Annotated in this window: 16 protein-coding genes; 11 read left to right on the forward strand and 5 right to left on the reverse strand. The window is 64.1% G+C overall.

All coding sequences use genetic code 11. The annotated features are described in order from the left end of the window. Positions 1-345 precede the first annotated feature (345 nt). Positions 346-2,094, reverse strand: a complete 1,749-nt coding sequence (locus AC5Y4T_RS20175; protein ID WP_499955077.1) for a hypothetical protein — start codon at positions 2,092-2,094, stop codon at positions 346-348. Positions 2,095-2,433: 339 nt separating this feature from the next. Here AC5Y4T_RS20175 and AC5Y4T_RS20180 point away from each other — a divergent pair, with 339 nt between their 5' ends. The 6 genes from AC5Y4T_RS20180 (at position 2,434) to AC5Y4T_RS20205 (ending at position 7,345) form a co-directional block, all read left to right on the forward strand. Next, on the forward strand, positions 2,434-3,333 hold the full coding sequence (locus AC5Y4T_RS20180) for a DNA-processing protein DprA (protein WP_499955079.1): 900 nt from the start codon (positions 2,434-2,436) through the stop codon (positions 3,331-3,333). After that, positions 3,330-4,103 (forward strand): hypothetical protein, encoded by a 774-nt coding sequence (locus AC5Y4T_RS20185; protein ID WP_499955081.1) that lies wholly within the window; start codon positions 3,330-3,332, stop codon positions 4,101-4,103. The genes AC5Y4T_RS20180 and AC5Y4T_RS20185 overlap by 4 nt, the downstream gene beginning before the upstream one ends. A 125-nt stretch (positions 4,104-4,228) precedes the next feature. Next, complete coding sequence (locus tag AC5Y4T_RS20190) at positions 4,229-4,606, forward strand: PH domain-containing protein (protein WP_499955083.1); 378 nt, start codon at positions 4,229-4,231, stop codon at positions 4,604-4,606. Positions 4,607-4,916: 310 nt separating this feature from the next. Next, complete coding sequence (locus AC5Y4T_RS20195; RefSeq protein WP_499917211.1) at positions 4,917-5,630, forward strand: cutinase family protein; 714 nt, start codon at positions 4,917-4,919, stop codon at positions 5,628-5,630. A 92-nt stretch (positions 5,631-5,722) separates the two neighbouring features. Continuing rightward, the gene (locus tag AC5Y4T_RS20200; RefSeq protein WP_499917210.1) at positions 5,723-6,727 is read left to right on the forward strand and encodes a glycoside hydrolase family 6 protein; all 1,005 of its coding nucleotides are present in this window, start codon (positions 5,723-5,725) and stop codon (positions 6,725-6,727) included. A 141-nt stretch (positions 6,728-6,868) separates the two neighbouring features. Then, positions 6,869-7,345 carry a CAP domain-containing protein gene (locus AC5Y4T_RS20205; protein WP_499955085.1) on the forward strand — a complete coding sequence of 159 codons (477 nt, stop codon included), beginning with the start codon at positions 6,869-6,871 and terminating at the stop codon, positions 7,343-7,345. Positions 7,346-7,385: 40 nt separating this feature from the next. Here AC5Y4T_RS20205 and AC5Y4T_RS20210 read toward each other — a convergent pair whose 3' ends face one another. The 4 genes from AC5Y4T_RS20210 to AC5Y4T_RS20225 all read right to left on the reverse strand — a co-directional run bounded on the left by AC5Y4T_RS20210 (position 7,386) and on the right by AC5Y4T_RS20225 (position 11,561). Next, positions 7,386-7,799: a hypothetical protein gene (locus AC5Y4T_RS20210; RefSeq protein ID WP_499917652.1), complete on the reverse strand. Its 414-nt coding sequence runs from the start codon at positions 7,797-7,799 to the stop codon at positions 7,386-7,388. 115 nt (positions 7,800-7,914) lie between these two features. Beyond that, entirely contained in the window at positions 7,915-9,579 is a 1,665-nt protein-coding gene (locus AC5Y4T_RS20215; RefSeq protein ID WP_499955087.1) for a putative alpha/beta hydrolase, read from the reverse strand. 133 nt (positions 9,580-9,712) lie between these two features. Further along, on the reverse strand, positions 9,713-10,846 hold the full coding sequence (locus AC5Y4T_RS20220) for a cellulase family glycosylhydrolase (protein WP_499917207.1): 1,134 nt from the start codon (positions 10,844-10,846) through the stop codon (positions 9,713-9,715). Positions 10,847-11,099: 253 nt separating this feature from the next. Then, positions 11,100-11,561 (reverse strand): TM2 domain-containing protein, encoded by a 462-nt coding sequence (locus AC5Y4T_RS20225; RefSeq protein WP_499917206.1) that lies wholly within the window; start codon positions 11,559-11,561, stop codon positions 11,100-11,102. A 130-nt stretch (positions 11,562-11,691) separates the two neighbouring features. On the opposite strand from AC5Y4T_RS20225, the gene AC5Y4T_RS20230 reads away from it, so the two are divergent. From AC5Y4T_RS20230 to AC5Y4T_RS20250, 5 genes are all read left to right on the forward strand, one after another. Continuing rightward, positions 11,692-12,078, forward strand: a complete 387-nt coding sequence (locus AC5Y4T_RS20230; RefSeq protein ID WP_499917205.1) for a DUF2237 family protein — start codon at positions 11,692-11,694, stop codon at positions 12,076-12,078. A gap of 86 nt (positions 12,079-12,164) precedes the next feature. Beyond that, positions 12,165-13,436 (forward strand): sulfotransferase family protein, encoded by a 1,272-nt coding sequence (locus tag AC5Y4T_RS20235; protein ID WP_499917204.1) that lies wholly within the window; start codon positions 12,165-12,167, stop codon positions 13,434-13,436. A gap of 13 nt (positions 13,437-13,449) precedes the next feature. Next, entirely contained in the window at positions 13,450-14,688 is a 1,239-nt protein-coding gene (locus AC5Y4T_RS20240; RefSeq protein WP_499917203.1) for an MBL fold metallo-hydrolase, read from the forward strand. Next, positions 14,685-15,164, forward strand: coding sequence for a VOC family protein (locus AC5Y4T_RS20245; protein WP_499917202.1), 480 nt, complete (start codon positions 14,685-14,687; stop codon positions 15,162-15,164). The genes AC5Y4T_RS20240 and AC5Y4T_RS20245 overlap by 4 nt, the downstream gene beginning before the upstream one ends. Before the next feature lie 14 nt (positions 15,165-15,178). Further along, positions 15,179-16,126: an LLM class flavin-dependent oxidoreductase gene (locus AC5Y4T_RS20250; protein ID WP_499917201.1), complete on the forward strand. Its 948-nt coding sequence runs from the start codon at positions 15,179-15,181 to the stop codon at positions 16,124-16,126. The last annotated feature ends 117 nt before the right edge of the window (positions 16,127-16,243 follow it).

The raw sequence follows: 16,243 nt of genomic DNA on the forward strand, positions 1-16,243 counted from the left end.
GGCGGAGGGGAATCGCGTTGTAACGCTGTCGCTGTCACGCAAGCGCAGGCACATCGCCGCGCAACCCGTTGCTGTTGCGGTAAGCGTGGTCCGGGCCCGGTCACATCAGGGCCAGCACGGTCGCGGCGGTGTCGAGCGACCGGGTGACGCCGGCGGCGTCCAGAAGATAGGGCCGCGGCCGACTCGTACCGCGGCGGCACGACAGTGCAGCGATTCGACCGGATCCGCCGCAGTGCAGGCGTCGAACGACACCGCCGCGGCTACCTGTCGAGCGTCGATACACGCGAGGCCGGCGAGTGCGCCCTCTGCGTGCAAAGCCGCAGCCATCGCACTCGCCTCTGAAGCTCAACCCTGCGGTCCGTATGGTGGGCCGCTTGACCGCTCTTTTGGTGGCAAGACGCCGTCCCCGAAGTCGACACCCCGCTCGCGGAACACGTCCAACGGAAGATGGTCGTTGTCCAGCATGCCGCGTACAAGCTCCTCCGGCGCTCCCGCACTGCGGAAGGTATTGATTGGGAAGTCCATAAGCTTCGCTATCCGCACCCCTTCATATGAGACCGCTAGAACGCCCACCTGAGCGTCGACCATCACCCGGTCAAAGCTGTCATCCGCCCACTGCGGGAATCTCTTGAGCGTGTCGATCACGTACAGCATGTCTGCGCCGCACCGGCTCAGTAGTCGCTCAAAGGTCCGGAAGTCAATGATCGTTCCGCGGTCAGCGAGTAAGGCACCTGCGTTGTCCGATGTCGCAACCATTGTCCACACGAGCAGCGCGAACTCGCTGAAATCCGGCAGACCCTCCTCGGGGATCTGCTCCCTAAGGAACCGCACTCCATCGTCTGTGTCAAAGAAAGAGTTAATCCGTTGCAGCTGTTCAAAAGCCTTGGCGATGCTGTCTGCTTCGAGGACACGGAGTTGATCCTTCGCCCACCGAGGCGGTATCGGGCTCTTCACCTCGCACGCCAAAATCGCGTAGCCCAGCGTCCGCTCTTCCGAGATGATCAACAGGTCGATATCTGGAAGCTGTGTGTCGTATTCGCGAAGGGGCACGTTTGTGTGCACGCGGAAGCCGGCGTCCTCGACAGACTGTGCAAGGCGGCGCACAAGTGCGCTGCCAACTTGTTGGCTGAAGCTTCTGAGAAACAGTTGAGGGTCGCGGAGGGCCACGAGCCGAAGGAAGCAGACGAAGCCCTCCCACATCGCGAAATGATGTGGCAGCATGATGATTTCGTCACCATCCGGAACATGATATAGCGAGAAATACACCGGATCTAGCCTGGCTCGGCGTGCATCTTCGCCGTAGGAAATATCCGCCACCACCTTGGCAGCGACCTCGGCTGAAACATCCTCGACTGAGGCCTCGATATCACTTGCCAACTCCGCCAGGGGCATCCGCACCATCCCGCGCGCGCCGTTTATCGTTGCGTGATATCGGTGGTAGAGGGCCTTCACGAGGAGTGCTTCGTACACTTTCAGGAAGTCGGCGAACGTGTACGCGCCAGCGGCGACGGAAACGTCGGACACCAGATTGAAATAGAGTTCAAATTTGAGGTCGACCTCCGCTTGAATGACGTCCTGTGCCTCGATTGCCTCTGGGGTTAGCTCGAACTCGGGCGAACCGCGCAAGAGGCCATGGATTCGTTCGCTCTGCTCCTCGTTCGTGAACGCGGCCATTGAGTCGAGAAACCAATTGTTCGTTGAAATGAAGAACTGACGCGGTAGCGATGCATCGAGATAGCGGATTTCGACGCTGCCTTCGCCGAAGGTCCAAGCGATGCTGCCTGGCGCGTTGTAGGTGTAATAGAGGAGGTCTCGAAGATGGAAGTAATGGGTCGCGAACTGAAGGTCAGCTAGGACATCCGCCGCGCCGATCTCGTCACCTGGCCCTGCGCCAATGAGCGCTGGAGCGAGTATCTGGAGACCCTCTGCGAGGTGTGTCGCTAGCTCGCCGCGCTCTGCGGCGACAACCTCGACCATGTTGGCGGCCAGTCGCAGTGCGTCGGCTCCGCCGAAGCGCACCATGGGGCGCGCGGCCAACGCCTCGTCAAGCTGTCGTTCAAACTCTCGGACGCGTGGATCGAGTACGGCGCTCATGATTTCAGCTCCTCTTGAGACGGAGGACGAGCCAGGCGGCCAGGCCGAGCGGGCGACTGTCACGACAGAGTCCCGGGGGCCCGCGCCCATCGAACCAGACGGCAGGGAGAACGACGCTCGTTAGGCCTATCCGTGCGCCTGAGCAGGGCGTTGCAGTAACGAGCTGCAATCCAGGATCGCGGCCGGCACACTGGAGGGGCGCGCAACACGCCGCCGCGAATCGCTGATCAGGACGCACGGCGTGCTGGGCAATGTCATACCCTGAAGGCACAATTGCGTTGACAATGAGTGCACCCAACGACACCGCTTGACATTGCACGACAGCCTAGGGGCCAAACGATGAACAAAGAGCACGCGGCCCTCGTCGCATTGCTCCGCGCCCGCCCCGAAGGTCGCAACTGGCGCAGGCTCACCGAGGAAGTGTTGGAGCACGACAGCGCGCGTGCCGTCTGGGACTTCTACCACCCTCCCCAGCTCATCCCGTCGCCTGAAACCGAGGCAGAGTTGGACGCCGCTGCCGCCGACCTGGAGGCATGGGAGCGTGCGCGCATGACGTTCCTGGCGGTGTTGGACATGCAGTTTCCGGAGCGGCTGCGCGACATCGTGGAGACGCCGCCATTCCTCTTCGCTCAGGGTGAAGTGGTTCCCAACGACGCAGGCGTGTCGGTGGTCGGTTCGCGCAAAGCGTCACGGCGTGGGCTGGAGATGGCAACGGGTATCGCCAGACACCTTGTCGGAGCGGGACTGACGGTCATCTCTGGTTTGGCTCTGGGTGTCGACGCTGCCGCGCACACCGCGGCGCTGGAAGCTGGGGGCCGCACCGTGGCGCTCATCGGCAGCGGCCTGGAGCGCAGCTATCCGAAAGAGAACGAGCAGCTTCAGGCCGCCATCGTGGAACGCGGTTTGGTGCTGTCACAGTTCTGGCCGGATGCTCCGCCCCGTAAACAACACTTCCTGATGCGCAACGCGCTGATGTCGGGCTACGGGCTGGCCACCATCGTGGTGGAGGCCGGGGAGTACAGCGGCGCGCGCGCTCAGGCGCGCATGGCAGTGGAGCATGGGCGTCCAGTGATCCTTACCGACCTTGTGGTGAACGCGAATGCGTGGGCGAAAGCCCTCGTGGGTCGCCCTGGCGTGTACGTGGCGACGGGATTGAGCGATATCGCTCGTGTCGTCCAGGACATCCGCACTTCCCCGTATCGAACTGATGAGGCATTGAGGCAGCTCGCTTTCCAGTGACGCACGCCGCCGCTCTTGAGCAGGTACGTCGGAGCCTCGTCAGCACCGCGGGGGGCTACCTGCGCAACATCCTCCACATCGACGGGGTCACCTGCTCGATGTGTGCCCAACCGATTGAGCAGCAGTACACGATGTGTGCGCGCTGCCTGAAGAACTATTCGATGCGCAGTGACACCGCCAAGCTGGTGGGGTCGATGACCTACGGGATGGATAACCACCAGACCGCCAGGGTGATGTACGGATACAAGAGCAACACCCCCGGCCCTTCGCACGTGCCGATAGTCACCTCGCTGGCGGTGCTGGGCATCCGTGGACATCACCAGTGCATCGAGCGGCTGGCCGGTGCGCCAGCGACGCGGTGGGCGACGGTGCCGTCAACGCGACGCATCGGCACCGAGCATCGGTTTCGGGCCATCCTCGCGCGAAACCTCAACCAGAGGTTTGAGATCGAGGTCGCCGCCAACCCGTCGATTCTCGATCCCCGTGAGGTCACGCCGTCCAACTTCGAGATCCGCACACCGCCCGAGGGCGCGCACGTCCTGGTGGTCGATGACACGTGGGTCGGCGGCGGTCACGCGCAGTCGGTGGCTGCGGCGCTGTCGGCGGCGGGCGCGAGCCGCGTGTCCATCTTGACTGTTGCGCGCTGGTTGAAGCCCGAGGCCCAGGACGAGGAGACCGATGTGACAAGGCGCGTGATCCGCGAGCGGATCAAGGATCGCGCCTACGATCCGACGATCTGCCCGTGGACCGGCGGTGACTGCCCGACATGATCCGCTCAGTGTCTTAACCGGGTTGCCGTGTTACCCGCTCCTGATCCGCTGAAGTTAAGGAATGCCGAAGGCGCGCGGTGCTCAATCGAAGTCCTTCGGTATGGCTCGGCTCGTACGCTGCTGAAATGATTGACTTCCAAAGTGGAGGCCTCTTCGCGAGGCTCGGACCGAGCGACCCGAGAGCCCTTGCCGCTGAGCTGGCGCCCATCCTCGTTGAAGGTGAGGCAGTCCACCTGAGCTTCAAGGGCGTGCGCGACTCGGTGGTCTTCACCAACAAGCGACTCATCGCGATAAACGTCCAAGGCCTGACTGGGAAGAAGCGCGACTATTCATCGTTGCCCTACAGCAAGATCCAAGCCTGGAGTATCGAGACTGCCGGGCGGTTCGACCTCGACGCTGAACTCGAACTATGGTTCTCGGGCCTCGGGAAGGTGCGGCTGGACTTTAAGGGTCAGGTCGACATTCGACATATCGGACAACTCATCGGAACGCATGTCCTGTAGCCCAACTGTGGGCGGCGACGAGACGCCGGGCGACGACACGCCGCGTACTCACAAGTTGCCCACAATTTGCCCACAGTTACAGGTAACTGGAGTGATTCTCAGTGATGAGCCTGGGCAGGTAGAGCCGCTTTCAATCCTCTAACCAGCTAGCCGAGGATGGTTCAAATCCCTCCGCCACCGCCAAGACTGCACGAAAGCCCCAGTGGTTTAGCTGGACGCCGGCCGACCGCCGCGTGCGCGCATGTTTCGCACCGCGCGCGTGGGCCGGGAAGTCGCGGTTTAAAAATCACATTTTTGGGCAAACAGCGGCATGATCGCACGTCACAGCCCTCGTCTTGTGGCTTCCGCCGTGGCCGTCGTGTCGGGCGTTGCCGGTGGTGTCCTCGTATCCGCCATCCCTCCCGCCGGTGCGGATCCGTGTCCGGAGGTTCAGGTGGTGTTCGCCCGCGGCACCGACGATCCGCCCGGCCTCGGTCCGACCGGGCAGGCATTCGTCGACTCCCTGCACTCGCGCATCGGCGCAAAGTCGTTCGACGTCTATCCGGTCGATTACCCCGCCACCCATGACTGGACGAGCGCGGGGGAGGCCGGCGTCAGAGACGCCGGCGCACACGTCGTCACGATGGCGCACGACTGTCCCAACACGAAGATGGTGCTCGGCGGCTACTCCCAAGGTGCGGCCGTGATGGGCTTCGTCACCTCACCCGTCGTACCGAACGGGATCGATCCGGCGGCCGTGCCCAAACCGTTGGATCCGGAGGTGGCCAACCACATCTCCTCTGTCGTGCTCTTCGCCTTGCCCAACGAGAAGGCGATGAACTTCTTCGGCGAGCCGCCGGTCGTTATCGGCCCGCTCTATCAGGCCAAGACCATCCAGGTGTGCGCTGCCCAGGACCCGATCTGCTCTGAGGGCATGAATTTCGCCGCGCACGACACGTACTCCACCAACATGGCGGTGATCGACCAGGGTGCCGCCTTTGCGGCCGGTCGTCTTGGCGGAGGTCCTGAAGGCGGATCCATGTAAGCGGATGGTTGCGGCGATCTTTGTGATTGAACGCACGAATCGGGCCGTCGACGATTGGCGCTCGATGCTTGCCAACCACTAACTTCCCTGAGGTGAAGTTCTCAGCTGCTGGCGCAGTCGCGCGGTGGATCGCGCCTTTGCTCACGGTTGCGGCGGTCGCCGGCATGGGTCTACTCGGAGACCCGGTACAGGTTCGTCCCGCCCCGACGGTGCGCCTGGTTGCCGACGGCGACCCATTGGCCGGAGCGCCGTTCTATGTCAACCCGACGTCGGCCGCCATGCGCGCCGCGCAGAGTGCCGATCCGCCGAGCCCGGAGTTGACCACCATCGCCAACACACCGCAGGCGTACTGGATCGTCCCGGGCGGGTCGGCGGCAACGGTCGGGAAGTATGTCGGCGACGCGAATGCGGCCGGCGCCATCCCGATTCTGGCGATTTATGGCATCCCGCACCGCGACTGCGGCAGCTTCGCCGCCGGCGGCATGGGCTCGGCCGACGGCTACCGCTCGTGGATCGACGGCATCGCATCGGGCGTGGGCACTTCGCGGGTGGCGATCATCGTCGAACCCGATGCGCTCGCGATGGCCGATTGCCTATCGGGTGATCAGCGCCAGGAGCGCTTCGATTTGATTCGCTACGCCGTCGACACGCTGACCCGCGACCCGAACGCGGCCGTCTATGTCGACGCGGGTCACCTGCGCTGGCATACGGCCGACGACATGGCCGCCAGGCTCAACCAGGTGGGTGTCGGTCACGCGCGGGGCTTCAGCATCAACACCGCGAACTTCTTCACCACCGAGGACGAAATCGGTTACGGCGAGGCCATTTCGGGCCTCACGAATGGTTCGCACTACGTGATCGACACGTCGCGCAATGGAGCCGGACCGGCACCGGACTCCGACCTGAACTGGTGCAACCCCAGCGGCCGAGCACTCGGCACTCCGCCTACCGCGGCTACCGCGGGAGCGCACGCCGACGCCTACTTGTGGATCAAACGTCCGGGTGAATCCGACGGAACGTGCGGCAAAGGTGATCCACCGGCCGGCAACTTCGTGAACCAGTACGCCATCGATCTGGTTCACAACGTCGGCCACTAGGAGCGGCTCGAGCCTGACCCCGCGTCGGCCAGCGCCACGTCGCCGGCGTGGACGAATTTGCGATTCGCGCTCGTTCCCGGTTGACGATGGATAACATTTGGGTACCAAAAGCAGCACAACGAGCGCACGGCACGAGGCGTCATGGCCAAGAAAGTCGGGATCATCGCCGTCATCGCGATCTGTACTGCCTTCATTGCGGCCCCGGGGGCAGTGTCCGGCTTCCTAGCGCGCGCAGACGATTCGGGAGCCGTGTTGTACGGCGGCATCAACCAGCTTCGTCAGGGATGCGCGGCCATCAATGATGACCCGCGTCTGGCCGAAGCGGCCCAGCGGCACGCCGACGACATGCTGCGCAGCGGGGTGAACGGACACATCGGCTCGGACGGCTCGTCGCCGCAAGCGCGGATCACGGATGCGGGCTATCGGAGCAGGTACTCGGGCGAGATCGTCTTCTGGGGCACGGGTTCCGCCGCGAATCCCAACAAGGCCCTCGACATGTGGATGCAAAGTCCCCCACACCGAGCGATCATCCTGAATTGCGGGTATAACGCGGGCGGCTTCGCCACCGCCTGGGACGGCAACAAAATGACCGCCGTCGGTGACTTCGCGGCCTCGTAAGCTGCTCTGCGCCAAGCTTTTTCACTACCTTTGACGGCGATTACACGTGAGGCAGCCAGCCGGACCCGTGCGGTGAGAGCACAAAGCCACGGCCCTGGGGGTCTTTGCACGCAGTGGTGCCCGCGTTGTCGACCCCGCAGATCACGCCGTCCACGGTGATGGAATGCAAGGGGGGCAGGGTCTTCAAAGGGTGCCCGTAGACCTGATTATTGGCGGCGATCGGGTCACCGGATTGTGCCAACCCAGAGGTGGTCCCGATCGCGTTCACCGCGCCGGTCCCGGTGGCCGGCGGGATAGCGGGAAAGTTATTGCCGGTGCACTGCGCCTCTCCGGAGAAAAAATCGCATGTGATGCCGTCCGGGGTAAGGAAATACACCGTGTTGAGCGGTGAGCGCCCCGTGTTGGGCAGCCCTATCGTGTAATCCGCGACGTTAACCGGTGCGTACCCGCTCATGTCCGGAAAAGCAGGCGTGTCGGCGTGCGCATTGCAGCTGGTCATCACGGCGCTGACTATCCCGGCAGCGACGGCGAGAGTCTTGCTGATCATCGTGATCCTATCGGCGGGCGGGTTAGTGGTTCGCATTAACCTGAAACTCCTGGGTGTTGTAGGGAGTGTTGGTCGTTGTGTTCCATTGACTGACAAAAAGATTCAGCTTATCCAGCGTTGATCCGGGAAGTATGAATCCACCGTAATTCTGGGGTACGAAGTTTGTTCCTTGCGGATTACTCTGCTGCGCAACAACTGTCGGTCCAACGGTCAACACCTTTGTGGGGTCATTCGCCACTCGGACTTCGACGTTTCCACTGCCCTGGTCGAAACCCGAGAGCACCGCCTGGCCGCCGACCTCCCTGAAACTGAGTTCCCCGAAGGGGGTGCGGCTGATCGGTGCGGTGGCGACTTCGCCGGGCTGGCCCCACCCGCTTCCGTTCCAGGGCTGCCAGTATTGGCGCTCGGTGACGTGATTCGGATCGACGCGGTACATGGTCACGCCTCGGGATCGGTCGAACGAGTCGGCCGCGATGTACACCGTGCCGTCTTTGGCTTGAAAACCGCTGATCTGCGTAGGCTGGCTCGCCGCGCTGGTGCCCGGGTGGACGGGGTCGTTCGGATTGGGCGGGTTCGGTGTCCACGGACGCCACGATCCTGGGATCGGTTTCCATCCTTGGCCGGGATCGTTGGTCACCTTGACCAGCCATGTTCCGCCGGTGGGGTTCAGGTTGTTGGTCCCGGCGACCATCATGTACGTGGTGCCGTCACTCATGCGGATACTTCCGGCGGGCAGCGTGTCTGTCCCTTTTGCCTCCGGTGGCGGTGGGAACAAGACGTTTTGGCCGTCTTGGCCAGTCAGCGGCGCACCGAAATGCGGGCGGCCCTCGTCGTCGAAGGTGACCGGCACGGCCACCGACGGGTAGTGCTTGCCGTCGTAGGCCTTATCGCCGGTGAACGAATCCCCGAAGATTGCGTACAACTTTGCGGGCTGTCCGTTCTCCCCGGGCACCTCGACCACTTCGCCCAGGTCGGCCGCCCCGATCCCTGGGACGCCTGGGATACCGCCGGTTCCGGCGATCGGTCCCAGGTTTCGTGCCTCACCCGGCTTCAACGGACTTTCCATCCAGGTGTCGACGGTTGTCGGGGGGTTGTAACCGTCGGTGTGCAGAGCCTCCATCGATTTCCGCAACGTGTCCGAGTAGGCATTGCGAATTGAATTCATCTGCTTGACGGCATCGCGGACGTCGTCCACGGCCTGGGCGTGCGCAGCCTCCTTCAGCCTCTCCAGTTTGGCGCGTTCCGACGGGGAGAGGTCGAGGGTCAAGTCGTGTTTTATCGCGCCGATGAGCCTGTCGAGCCCCCGCAGCGAACTCTCCAGGGCGGCGATCTCCTGAGCGCCTTGCTTTTGCGCGTCGGCCAGCGCGGCGGCGATACCTTCCAACTCGGCGCCGATCTTCGGCAATTGCTCTGATTGCGCGCCAAGGGATTTGGTGACCCGCTGCACTTCCTCTGAGTCGTTGATCGGGTGTCCACCGTCCTGATGGTTCCAGGACGCGGCGAAGCGTTTCCGGGCTTCCTCGAAGGCGTGGTCGGCCTCGGCGGTGTGCCGACCCGCGCCATGAAAGGCCTCAGCCAGCTGTGAAATCTGGAACGGGCTGCCGGCCTGCAAGCTCTGGTTGATCGCCCACGGATCGCCGCCGGCCGACGCGATCAGCTCTGCTTCGCTCAGGTTTTCCCACGTCATTGTGCCGCCAGCAGCAGACAAACACCGACGAGCATCGCCGCCCCCTTCTGAGCTGGTACAACCCTACTACCGGAAGGTGTATGGCGGCGTGGTGTCGGTTGGCTTGACTGGGGTCACGGAGGACGCGACCTTTTCAGGTCTGGCTACCGGCCAGCTTTCGCACCGTCAGCGCTTCGATGTCTTGGAACGGCCGCCCCTCGGGCCGGATCAGGTCGTGGAACCACACCTTGGGCACCGAGGTGTAGGGGTGATCCCACGAGTCCCACGGGAAGTAGGTCTGGGTCTTGCCGGCCACCAGACCCCAGTTGATGGCACCGACGTTGTGGCGCTTGGCAACCGGCAGTATCGATTGGACGGTGCTGCCCTGGGGTCGCGCCATGTATTCCGTGCACAGGATCGGCCGGCCCAGCGGGGTGAGCTCGTTGATCCGGTTCTCGAACCCGGCGGGGCCCGCGTAGGAGTGAAAGGTGATCACGTCGGCGTTGGCGAGCTGAATGTCGCTGATCGCGCTGCGACCCTGCGGTTGTCCCCAATCCCCGCGCCACACACCACTTGTCAGCGGTTGGCTGGGCTCTACAGCGCGGGCCCAACGAAAGACCTGGGGGAGCAGGTTGGCGACCAGTTGCTCCTTATCGCTTCGTTCGACGCTGCGGTACTGGCGGGCGGGGTTGTCGGGTTCGTTCCACAGGTCCCAGCCCAAAACCCGGTCATCGTTGCGGAATTGGGTCATCACCGCCGTGACGTAGTCGTGCATGACCTGGACGTACCGTGGATCGCCGAGGCGTTCGGCGCCCGGGCTCTGCGCCCAGCCTGAGTTGTGCACGCCGGGCCTCGGCGCGCGCTGGCGTCCCGCGCGCGGTTGCGGATCCCAACAGGAGTCGAAGAAAACGAACAGCGGTTTGATGCGGTGGCGCGCCGCGATGTCGACGAATTGCCCAAGGCGCGTTTGAAAGCCGCGCTGATCGGCCGCCCAGAGCTGATCATGAAGGAACACCCGCGCGGTGTTGTGCCCGTAGAACTGCGCCCAGCCGAGCTCGGTATCGATGCGCCGTAGGTCGAAGGTGTCGGGCTGGAACATCTCGAACTGGTTGATGGCGTTCGCCGGGATGTAGTTAGCCCCAACGAGCCAGCCCTGCGCTTGATACCAGCGGTTGGCGCGCTCGGGTGACCACCGGCCCGCTTCCTCCGCCGTGGCCCGCGGCATCCGGGCGACTGCGGCGCCCGCGGCCAGCAACAGAGGGAGTTTCAGGGCCGTACGTCGTTGCACGATGTGACGATAAGTTTTCGGGGCGATTTCCCTGGGATTTGCTCAGCGCGTCGCGATGACTTCAGATGACGATCGTTACCGTGCCGTCACCGGCGTCGTCGAGCGATGGACCCGCGCGTCATCGTGACCAATCCGTGACCATCGGCAATCGGCGAGCCACACCGTCATGACTGCCGATGACGATAAAATGCTGCCCCGACCTATACCAAATGCGTTGTCCGGCAATCGATAAGGACGGCAAAGCGTCGGACGCCTAACGCAGCTTGCGACCGTGGTTGTCTTTGACGTTGCCGGTGAAGATCAAGATCGCGTCGACGATGGCCCAAACGATGCCGCCGAGCAGAACTGGCAGACCGACAAAACAGAACAGGCTGAAGAGAACTCCGAACAGGCCGAGGCACAACTGCGCCACCGCGATCTGAGTCGAGTCGATGTAGAAGCGGCCGACCCCGAACAAGCCGAAGAACAGCTGTAGCAAGCCGGCGGTTGTGGCGGACTTATCCGACAGCGGTAGCCCGGTAGTTTGATCGCGACCATAGGGCGCCTGCGGGTCGACATAACCCGGGTAGCCGGCGTATCCCGGATACGCCTGCGGGGGCCGATATCCCGGCGGCGGTGGGTGGTGCGGATTCGGCTGCGGCCCGTAACCCGGCGGCTGCCATCCCCAGGGTGGCTCACCGGGCGCATTCGGGGGTTGGTTCGGCGGTGTCGACATCGATTCGAGTTAACACGCCCGGTGGCCGGGCGTCCAAACCGGCGGGCGGCGCCATCCGGCATCGGAAACCAGTCAATGCAGTCGGTGGAATTGCTTCAAACTTCACGCCCAGGCGCGCAATACTGAACGGGTGCCCGATAGAAACGTGTTAGGCGGTCCGCTGGAACCGTGCGGCGCAGACCCGCTGACCGGCTTCTACCGCGACGGCTGTTGCTCGACCGGCCCTCAGGACCTCGGGCGGCACACCATCTGCGCGGTGATGACCGCCGAGTTTCTGGAGCATCAGCGTTCCATCGGCAACGACCTGTTGACCCCGGTTCCCGAGTATCGGTTCCCCGGCCTGCTGCCGGGTGACCGCTGGTGCGTGACCGCGCTGAACTGGCTACGGGCTCACCACGACGGTTGTGCCGCGCCGGTGGTGCTGGCGGCGACGCACGAGAGCACCCTCGAGGTGGTGCCGCTCGAGGCGCTGCAAGAGCACAAGATCGACGTTCCCGACGATCTGGCCAACCTATAGCGCGACCGCCGAGGTGGATGCACGATGCATCTTCACCGCGTCTAGCGTCTGAGTCAGATCACCCGACGCGTCGAAGAGGGGTCCCGGTGGGTTCTGCGGTGGACGACATCGACTTCGCCGACTTGACCGCGCCCCGGCTGACCGAGGTCCAGCGCCAGATCCTCGAGTTCACCGAAGCTCGGCCCGTCGACCTCGACATCGACCGGATGCTCGCCGAGGCCATCGCGCAGGCGGGCCTGACAACTGCAGCCGCCGACCTCGACGACACCGACGGCTTCGCCGACCGCCTGCGGGTGCACGTCGCGGCGATCGAGGCCGACGAAGGACTGCGCCGGCTCACCCGCGGATCGCTGCGCCAACGTATCGTGCGCCTGCTGCGCAACCGGTTGTCACTCACCGAGCTCGTCCAGCGCTATCCCGAGATCGAATCCATCCCGATCGAAAGGCCCTTCATTGTCGTCGGAATGCCGCGTTCGGGCACCACGCATCTGGTGAACCTCATCGCCGCCGACCCACGGCGGCGGGCCCTGCCGTATTGGGAGAGCCAGGATCCCATTCCCGCCCGCGGGCGGGGCCCCGACATCTTCGGCGTCGATCCCCGCTATACGCGTGCCAAGTCAGAACACGATGCGTTGATGGCGAGTGCGCCGGTGGTGGCCGCGATGCATGATCGGTTCCCCGAGGCGATCGAAGAGGAGGTGGAGCTTCTTGATCTCGATCTGGCCGCATACGTACTGGAATGGCATGCGCGAGTGCCCGACTGGCGCGATTACTATCTGGGTCTCGATCAAACCCGCCACTATGCCTACATGAAGAAGGTGCTGCAGGCGCTGACCTTTCTGCGCGGCCCGCGAACATGGGTGCTCAAGAGTCCACAGCACTGCGAGCAGCTCGGTCCGCTGCTGGCGACTTTCCCCGATGCGACAGTGGCTTTCACTCACCGCGACCCCGTTTCGGTGATCCAATCGACCATCACCATGATGGCGTACTCGGATCGGTTGCGCCGTAGCAGCATTGATCCGCAGTGGCTGTTGGACTATTGGAGCGACCGCGTGCACCGACTGCTCAGCGCATGCGTGCGTGACCGCGACCTGGTGGCACCCGAGAGCAGCATTGACATCGACTTCCATCAGTTGAACGGCAACGAAATGCCGGTGCTCGAGCGGCTTTACCAGCGCGCGGGCGTCGACTTACCGCCCAAGGTGCGACAGCGCTTTCAGCGGTACCTGGACGGCAATCCGCGCGCCAAACACGGCCGCATCCGTTACGAACTCGAGCGGCACTTTGGCACCTCCGCCGACGAACTCCGCGGCCGCTTCGGCTTCTACTTCGACAAGTTCGACGTCCGTCCCGAATAAAGGAGCCACCAGCGTGTCAGAACCTGTCTATCGGAGTAGGCCGGGCGCCGACGCGATGCGACCGGCTTCGGCCGAGAAGGCCGAAGAGATTGCACCGGGATTGTGGTGCTCGCCGGGCTTGTCCAACTCGTATCTGCTCACGACCACCGAGGGGCGGGTGATCGTCAACACCGGCATGGGCTTCGAGGGGCCGGTGCACCGGGCCAATTTCGATGCCGTGGACTCGTCACCGGTGCGCTACATCATCTTCACGCAGGGCCATGTGGATCATGTCGGTGGCCTGGACAGCGTACGGGATCCCGAGACAACCGTTGTGGCGCAGGCGAATTGGAAGTCCTGGCGAGACGACAACGATCGGCTGATCGCCTACCGGGCCAACCGCAGCGCCTTCGCCTTCAAAGACACCCTGGCCAGCGGCGTCCAGGCCATCCAGCGGCGCCTGGGCACCACACGGCTGGCCGGTCAGAGCGCGCCCGTCGTCGACATCGACTTCGAGGACACCCTCTGCTTGGAGGTCGGGGGCCGGCGGATGGAGCTGATTTCCGTGTCCGGCGGCGAAACCACCGACTCGCTGGTGGTCTGGCTTCCCGAGGAACGAATCTGTCTGTGTGGGAACACCTTCGGACCGCTGATCGGTCACATTCCCAATCTCGTCACCATGCGCGGCGACCGCTACCGCGACGCGTTGACGGCCATCGCATCGGTGGAGAGGGTCCGCGAGCTGCGGGCCGAGGTCCTGGTGACCGGTCACTTCGAGCCGGTCAGGGGTGCCGAGCGTATCGACGCCGAGTTGCAGCGGCTGCGCGACGCGCTCCAGTACATCCACGATGAGACTGTCGCGGGGATGAACGCCGGCAAAGACGTCCGCACCTTGATGCGCGAGATCGCCCTGCCCGCGGAATGCGAAGTGGGCCAGGGCTACGGCAAAGTCGCGTGGGATGTGCGGGCCGTCTGGGAGAACTACTCGGGCTGGTTCCACCACGAATCGACCACCGAGCTGTACCCCGTCGGATTCGATTCCGTCGCCGCCGACGTCGTCGAGCTCGCCGGCGCTGAAGCGCTGGTGGATCGAGCCCGGGCGCACCTGGCCGCCGATCGGGCGTTGCAGGCCATCCACCTTGCACAGCTCGTCCCCGCGGACCATCCGGGGGTCCGTGACGTGCTGCGGCAGGCTCATGAAAAACTGCTGGCCGGTAGCACGAACTTCTGGGAAACTGCCTGGCTCCGCAACCAGATAGCGAGGAACGCATGACGGCATTCGCGCTACGGCCCGAGGACTTCTACCACACCGGCATCATCGTGCCGGACCTCAGCGCGGCGATGTCACGGCTGACCGCGCTGGCCGGCTATCGCTGGATCGCCCCGGTGAGCTACACCTTGCCGTTTCGCACGACGGCCGGGACTCAAGAGGTGACGTCGACTTTCGCCTATTCGCTGCAGGCTCCGCACGTCGAACTGATCCAGGAGGTGCCCGGGACGGCGTGGACGGCGGCACCCGGCAACTCGATCCATCACCTCGGCTACTGGACCGACAACTTGGCCGAGAGCGCAAAGATGTTGGAGGACAACGGCTTCAGTTTCGAGGCGACTGCCGACACCGCTCCGCCGGATCTAGCGCTCTTCGCCTACTACCTCGATGCGGCGGGCACCCGCATCGAGATCGTCGACCGCGCACTGTTCCCGGACTTTCCGGCCTTCCTGCAGGCGGCGGCCGGGCCGAAAGTGTAGCGAGGCGGGCCAAAATGCCTTTGACGGTGCTGCGCTTCAACTTCGCCTCCCCGCAAGGTGATCCACGCACACAGGGCGAACTCTTGTCCGCGGCGCTCGAGCTCGCGCAATGGGGGGAGTCCCGCGGCATCACCTCCATCAGCGTCGACGAGCATCATGCGACAGGCCACGGGTGGAGTTGCAATCCGATCATGGCCGCGGCGATGTTCTTGGCCCGGACCTCGAGGCTGATCGCCAGCGTCGATTGCGCGCTGGGCCCGCTGTGGAACCCGGTGCGGCTCGCCGAGGATATCGCGCTGGTCGACAACATGAGCCGCGGCCGCCTGCACACGACCGTGGGACTCGGATATCGCGCGATTGAATACGACGAGCTTGGCGTGGATTTCAGCCAGCGCGGCAAGCTGATGGACGCCCTGGTCGAACGGATGTTGGCCATTTGGGCCGGCACCGGCACCTGGTCACGCCCGCATCCGCCGCTGTACGTCGGTGGCGGCGCCCGCGCCACTGCGCGCCGTGCGGCACGGTTCCGGCTGCCGCTCAGTCTGGCGGACCATCTGCCCGACATCGCCGATTACTACCGCGAGCTGTGCGCCGAGGCCGGCATGTCGCCATTCATCCTCATGCCGGGACCGGTCAACCGCGGAATGATCTACCTGCACGAGGATCCGGATCGGGCTTGGGCGGAGCTGGGCGAGCATATCCTCTGGGAGGCAGTCACTTACGGTCGATGGTCGACCGATCAGCGTTCGCTCATGCACTTGCCCGGTGTCCAGACCCTGGACCAGGTCCGGGCATCGGGACGATACCGTTTCCTCACCCCCGATCAGCTGATCGCGGAGGTGCGCGCCGCGCAGAATTACGGCCCGGTCGTCATGCACCCCTTGGTCGGCGGCATGCCGGTCGACGAAGCGTGGAAGTCGGTGCAGTTGCTGACGGACCGAGTCTTGCCCGCACTGATTTGAACGCGTCCTGCTCGAGCCGCTCGTCGCCGTTGCCGGCGGGGGCCTGCGGTCCCCGACACTTAAACCATGCATACGACACGCCGAAAGGCGTAGCCCTGGTTTAAGTCTCGTGGTTGC

The organism is Mycobacterium sp. NGS11 (genome assembly GCF_059813315.1).

Bases quoted from the DNA above. Each gene is read 5' to 3' on its own strand.
- AC5Y4T_RS20195 (WP_499917211.1), top strand. From the start codon at position 4,917: ATGATCGCACGTCACAGCCCTCGTCTTGTGGCTTCCGCCGTGGCCGTC.
- AC5Y4T_RS20190 (WP_499955083.1), top strand. From the start codon at position 4,229: ATGATTGACTTCCAAAGTGGAGGCCTCTTCGCGAGGCTCGGACCGAGC.
- AC5Y4T_RS20180 (WP_499955079.1), top strand. From the start codon at position 2,434: ATGAACAAAGAGCACGCGGCCCTCGTCGCATTGCTCCGCGCCCGCCCC.
- AC5Y4T_RS20250 (WP_499917201.1), top strand. From the start codon at position 15,179: ATGCCTTTGACGGTGCTGCGCTTCAACTTCGCCTCCCCGCAAGGTGAT.
- AC5Y4T_RS20225 (WP_499917206.1), bottom strand. From the start codon at position 11,561: ATGTCGACACCGCCGAACCAACCCCCGAATGCGCCCGGTGAGCCACCC.
- AC5Y4T_RS20205 (WP_499955085.1), top strand. From the start codon at position 6,869: ATGGCCAAGAAAGTCGGGATCATCGCCGTCATCGCGATCTGTACTGCC.
- AC5Y4T_RS20215 (WP_499955087.1), bottom strand. From the start codon at position 9,579: ATGACGTGGGAAAACCTGAGCGAAGCAGAGCTGATCGCGTCGGCCGGC.
- AC5Y4T_RS20210 (WP_499917652.1), bottom strand. From the start codon at position 7,799: ATGAGCGGGTACGCACCGGTTAACGTCGCGGATTACACGATAGGGCTG.
- AC5Y4T_RS20245 (WP_499917202.1), top strand. From the start codon at position 14,685: ATGACGGCATTCGCGCTACGGCCCGAGGACTTCTACCACACCGGCATC.
- AC5Y4T_RS20175 (WP_499955077.1), bottom strand. From the start codon at position 2,094: ATGAGCGCCGTACTCGATCCACGCGTCCGAGAGTTTGAACGACAGCTT.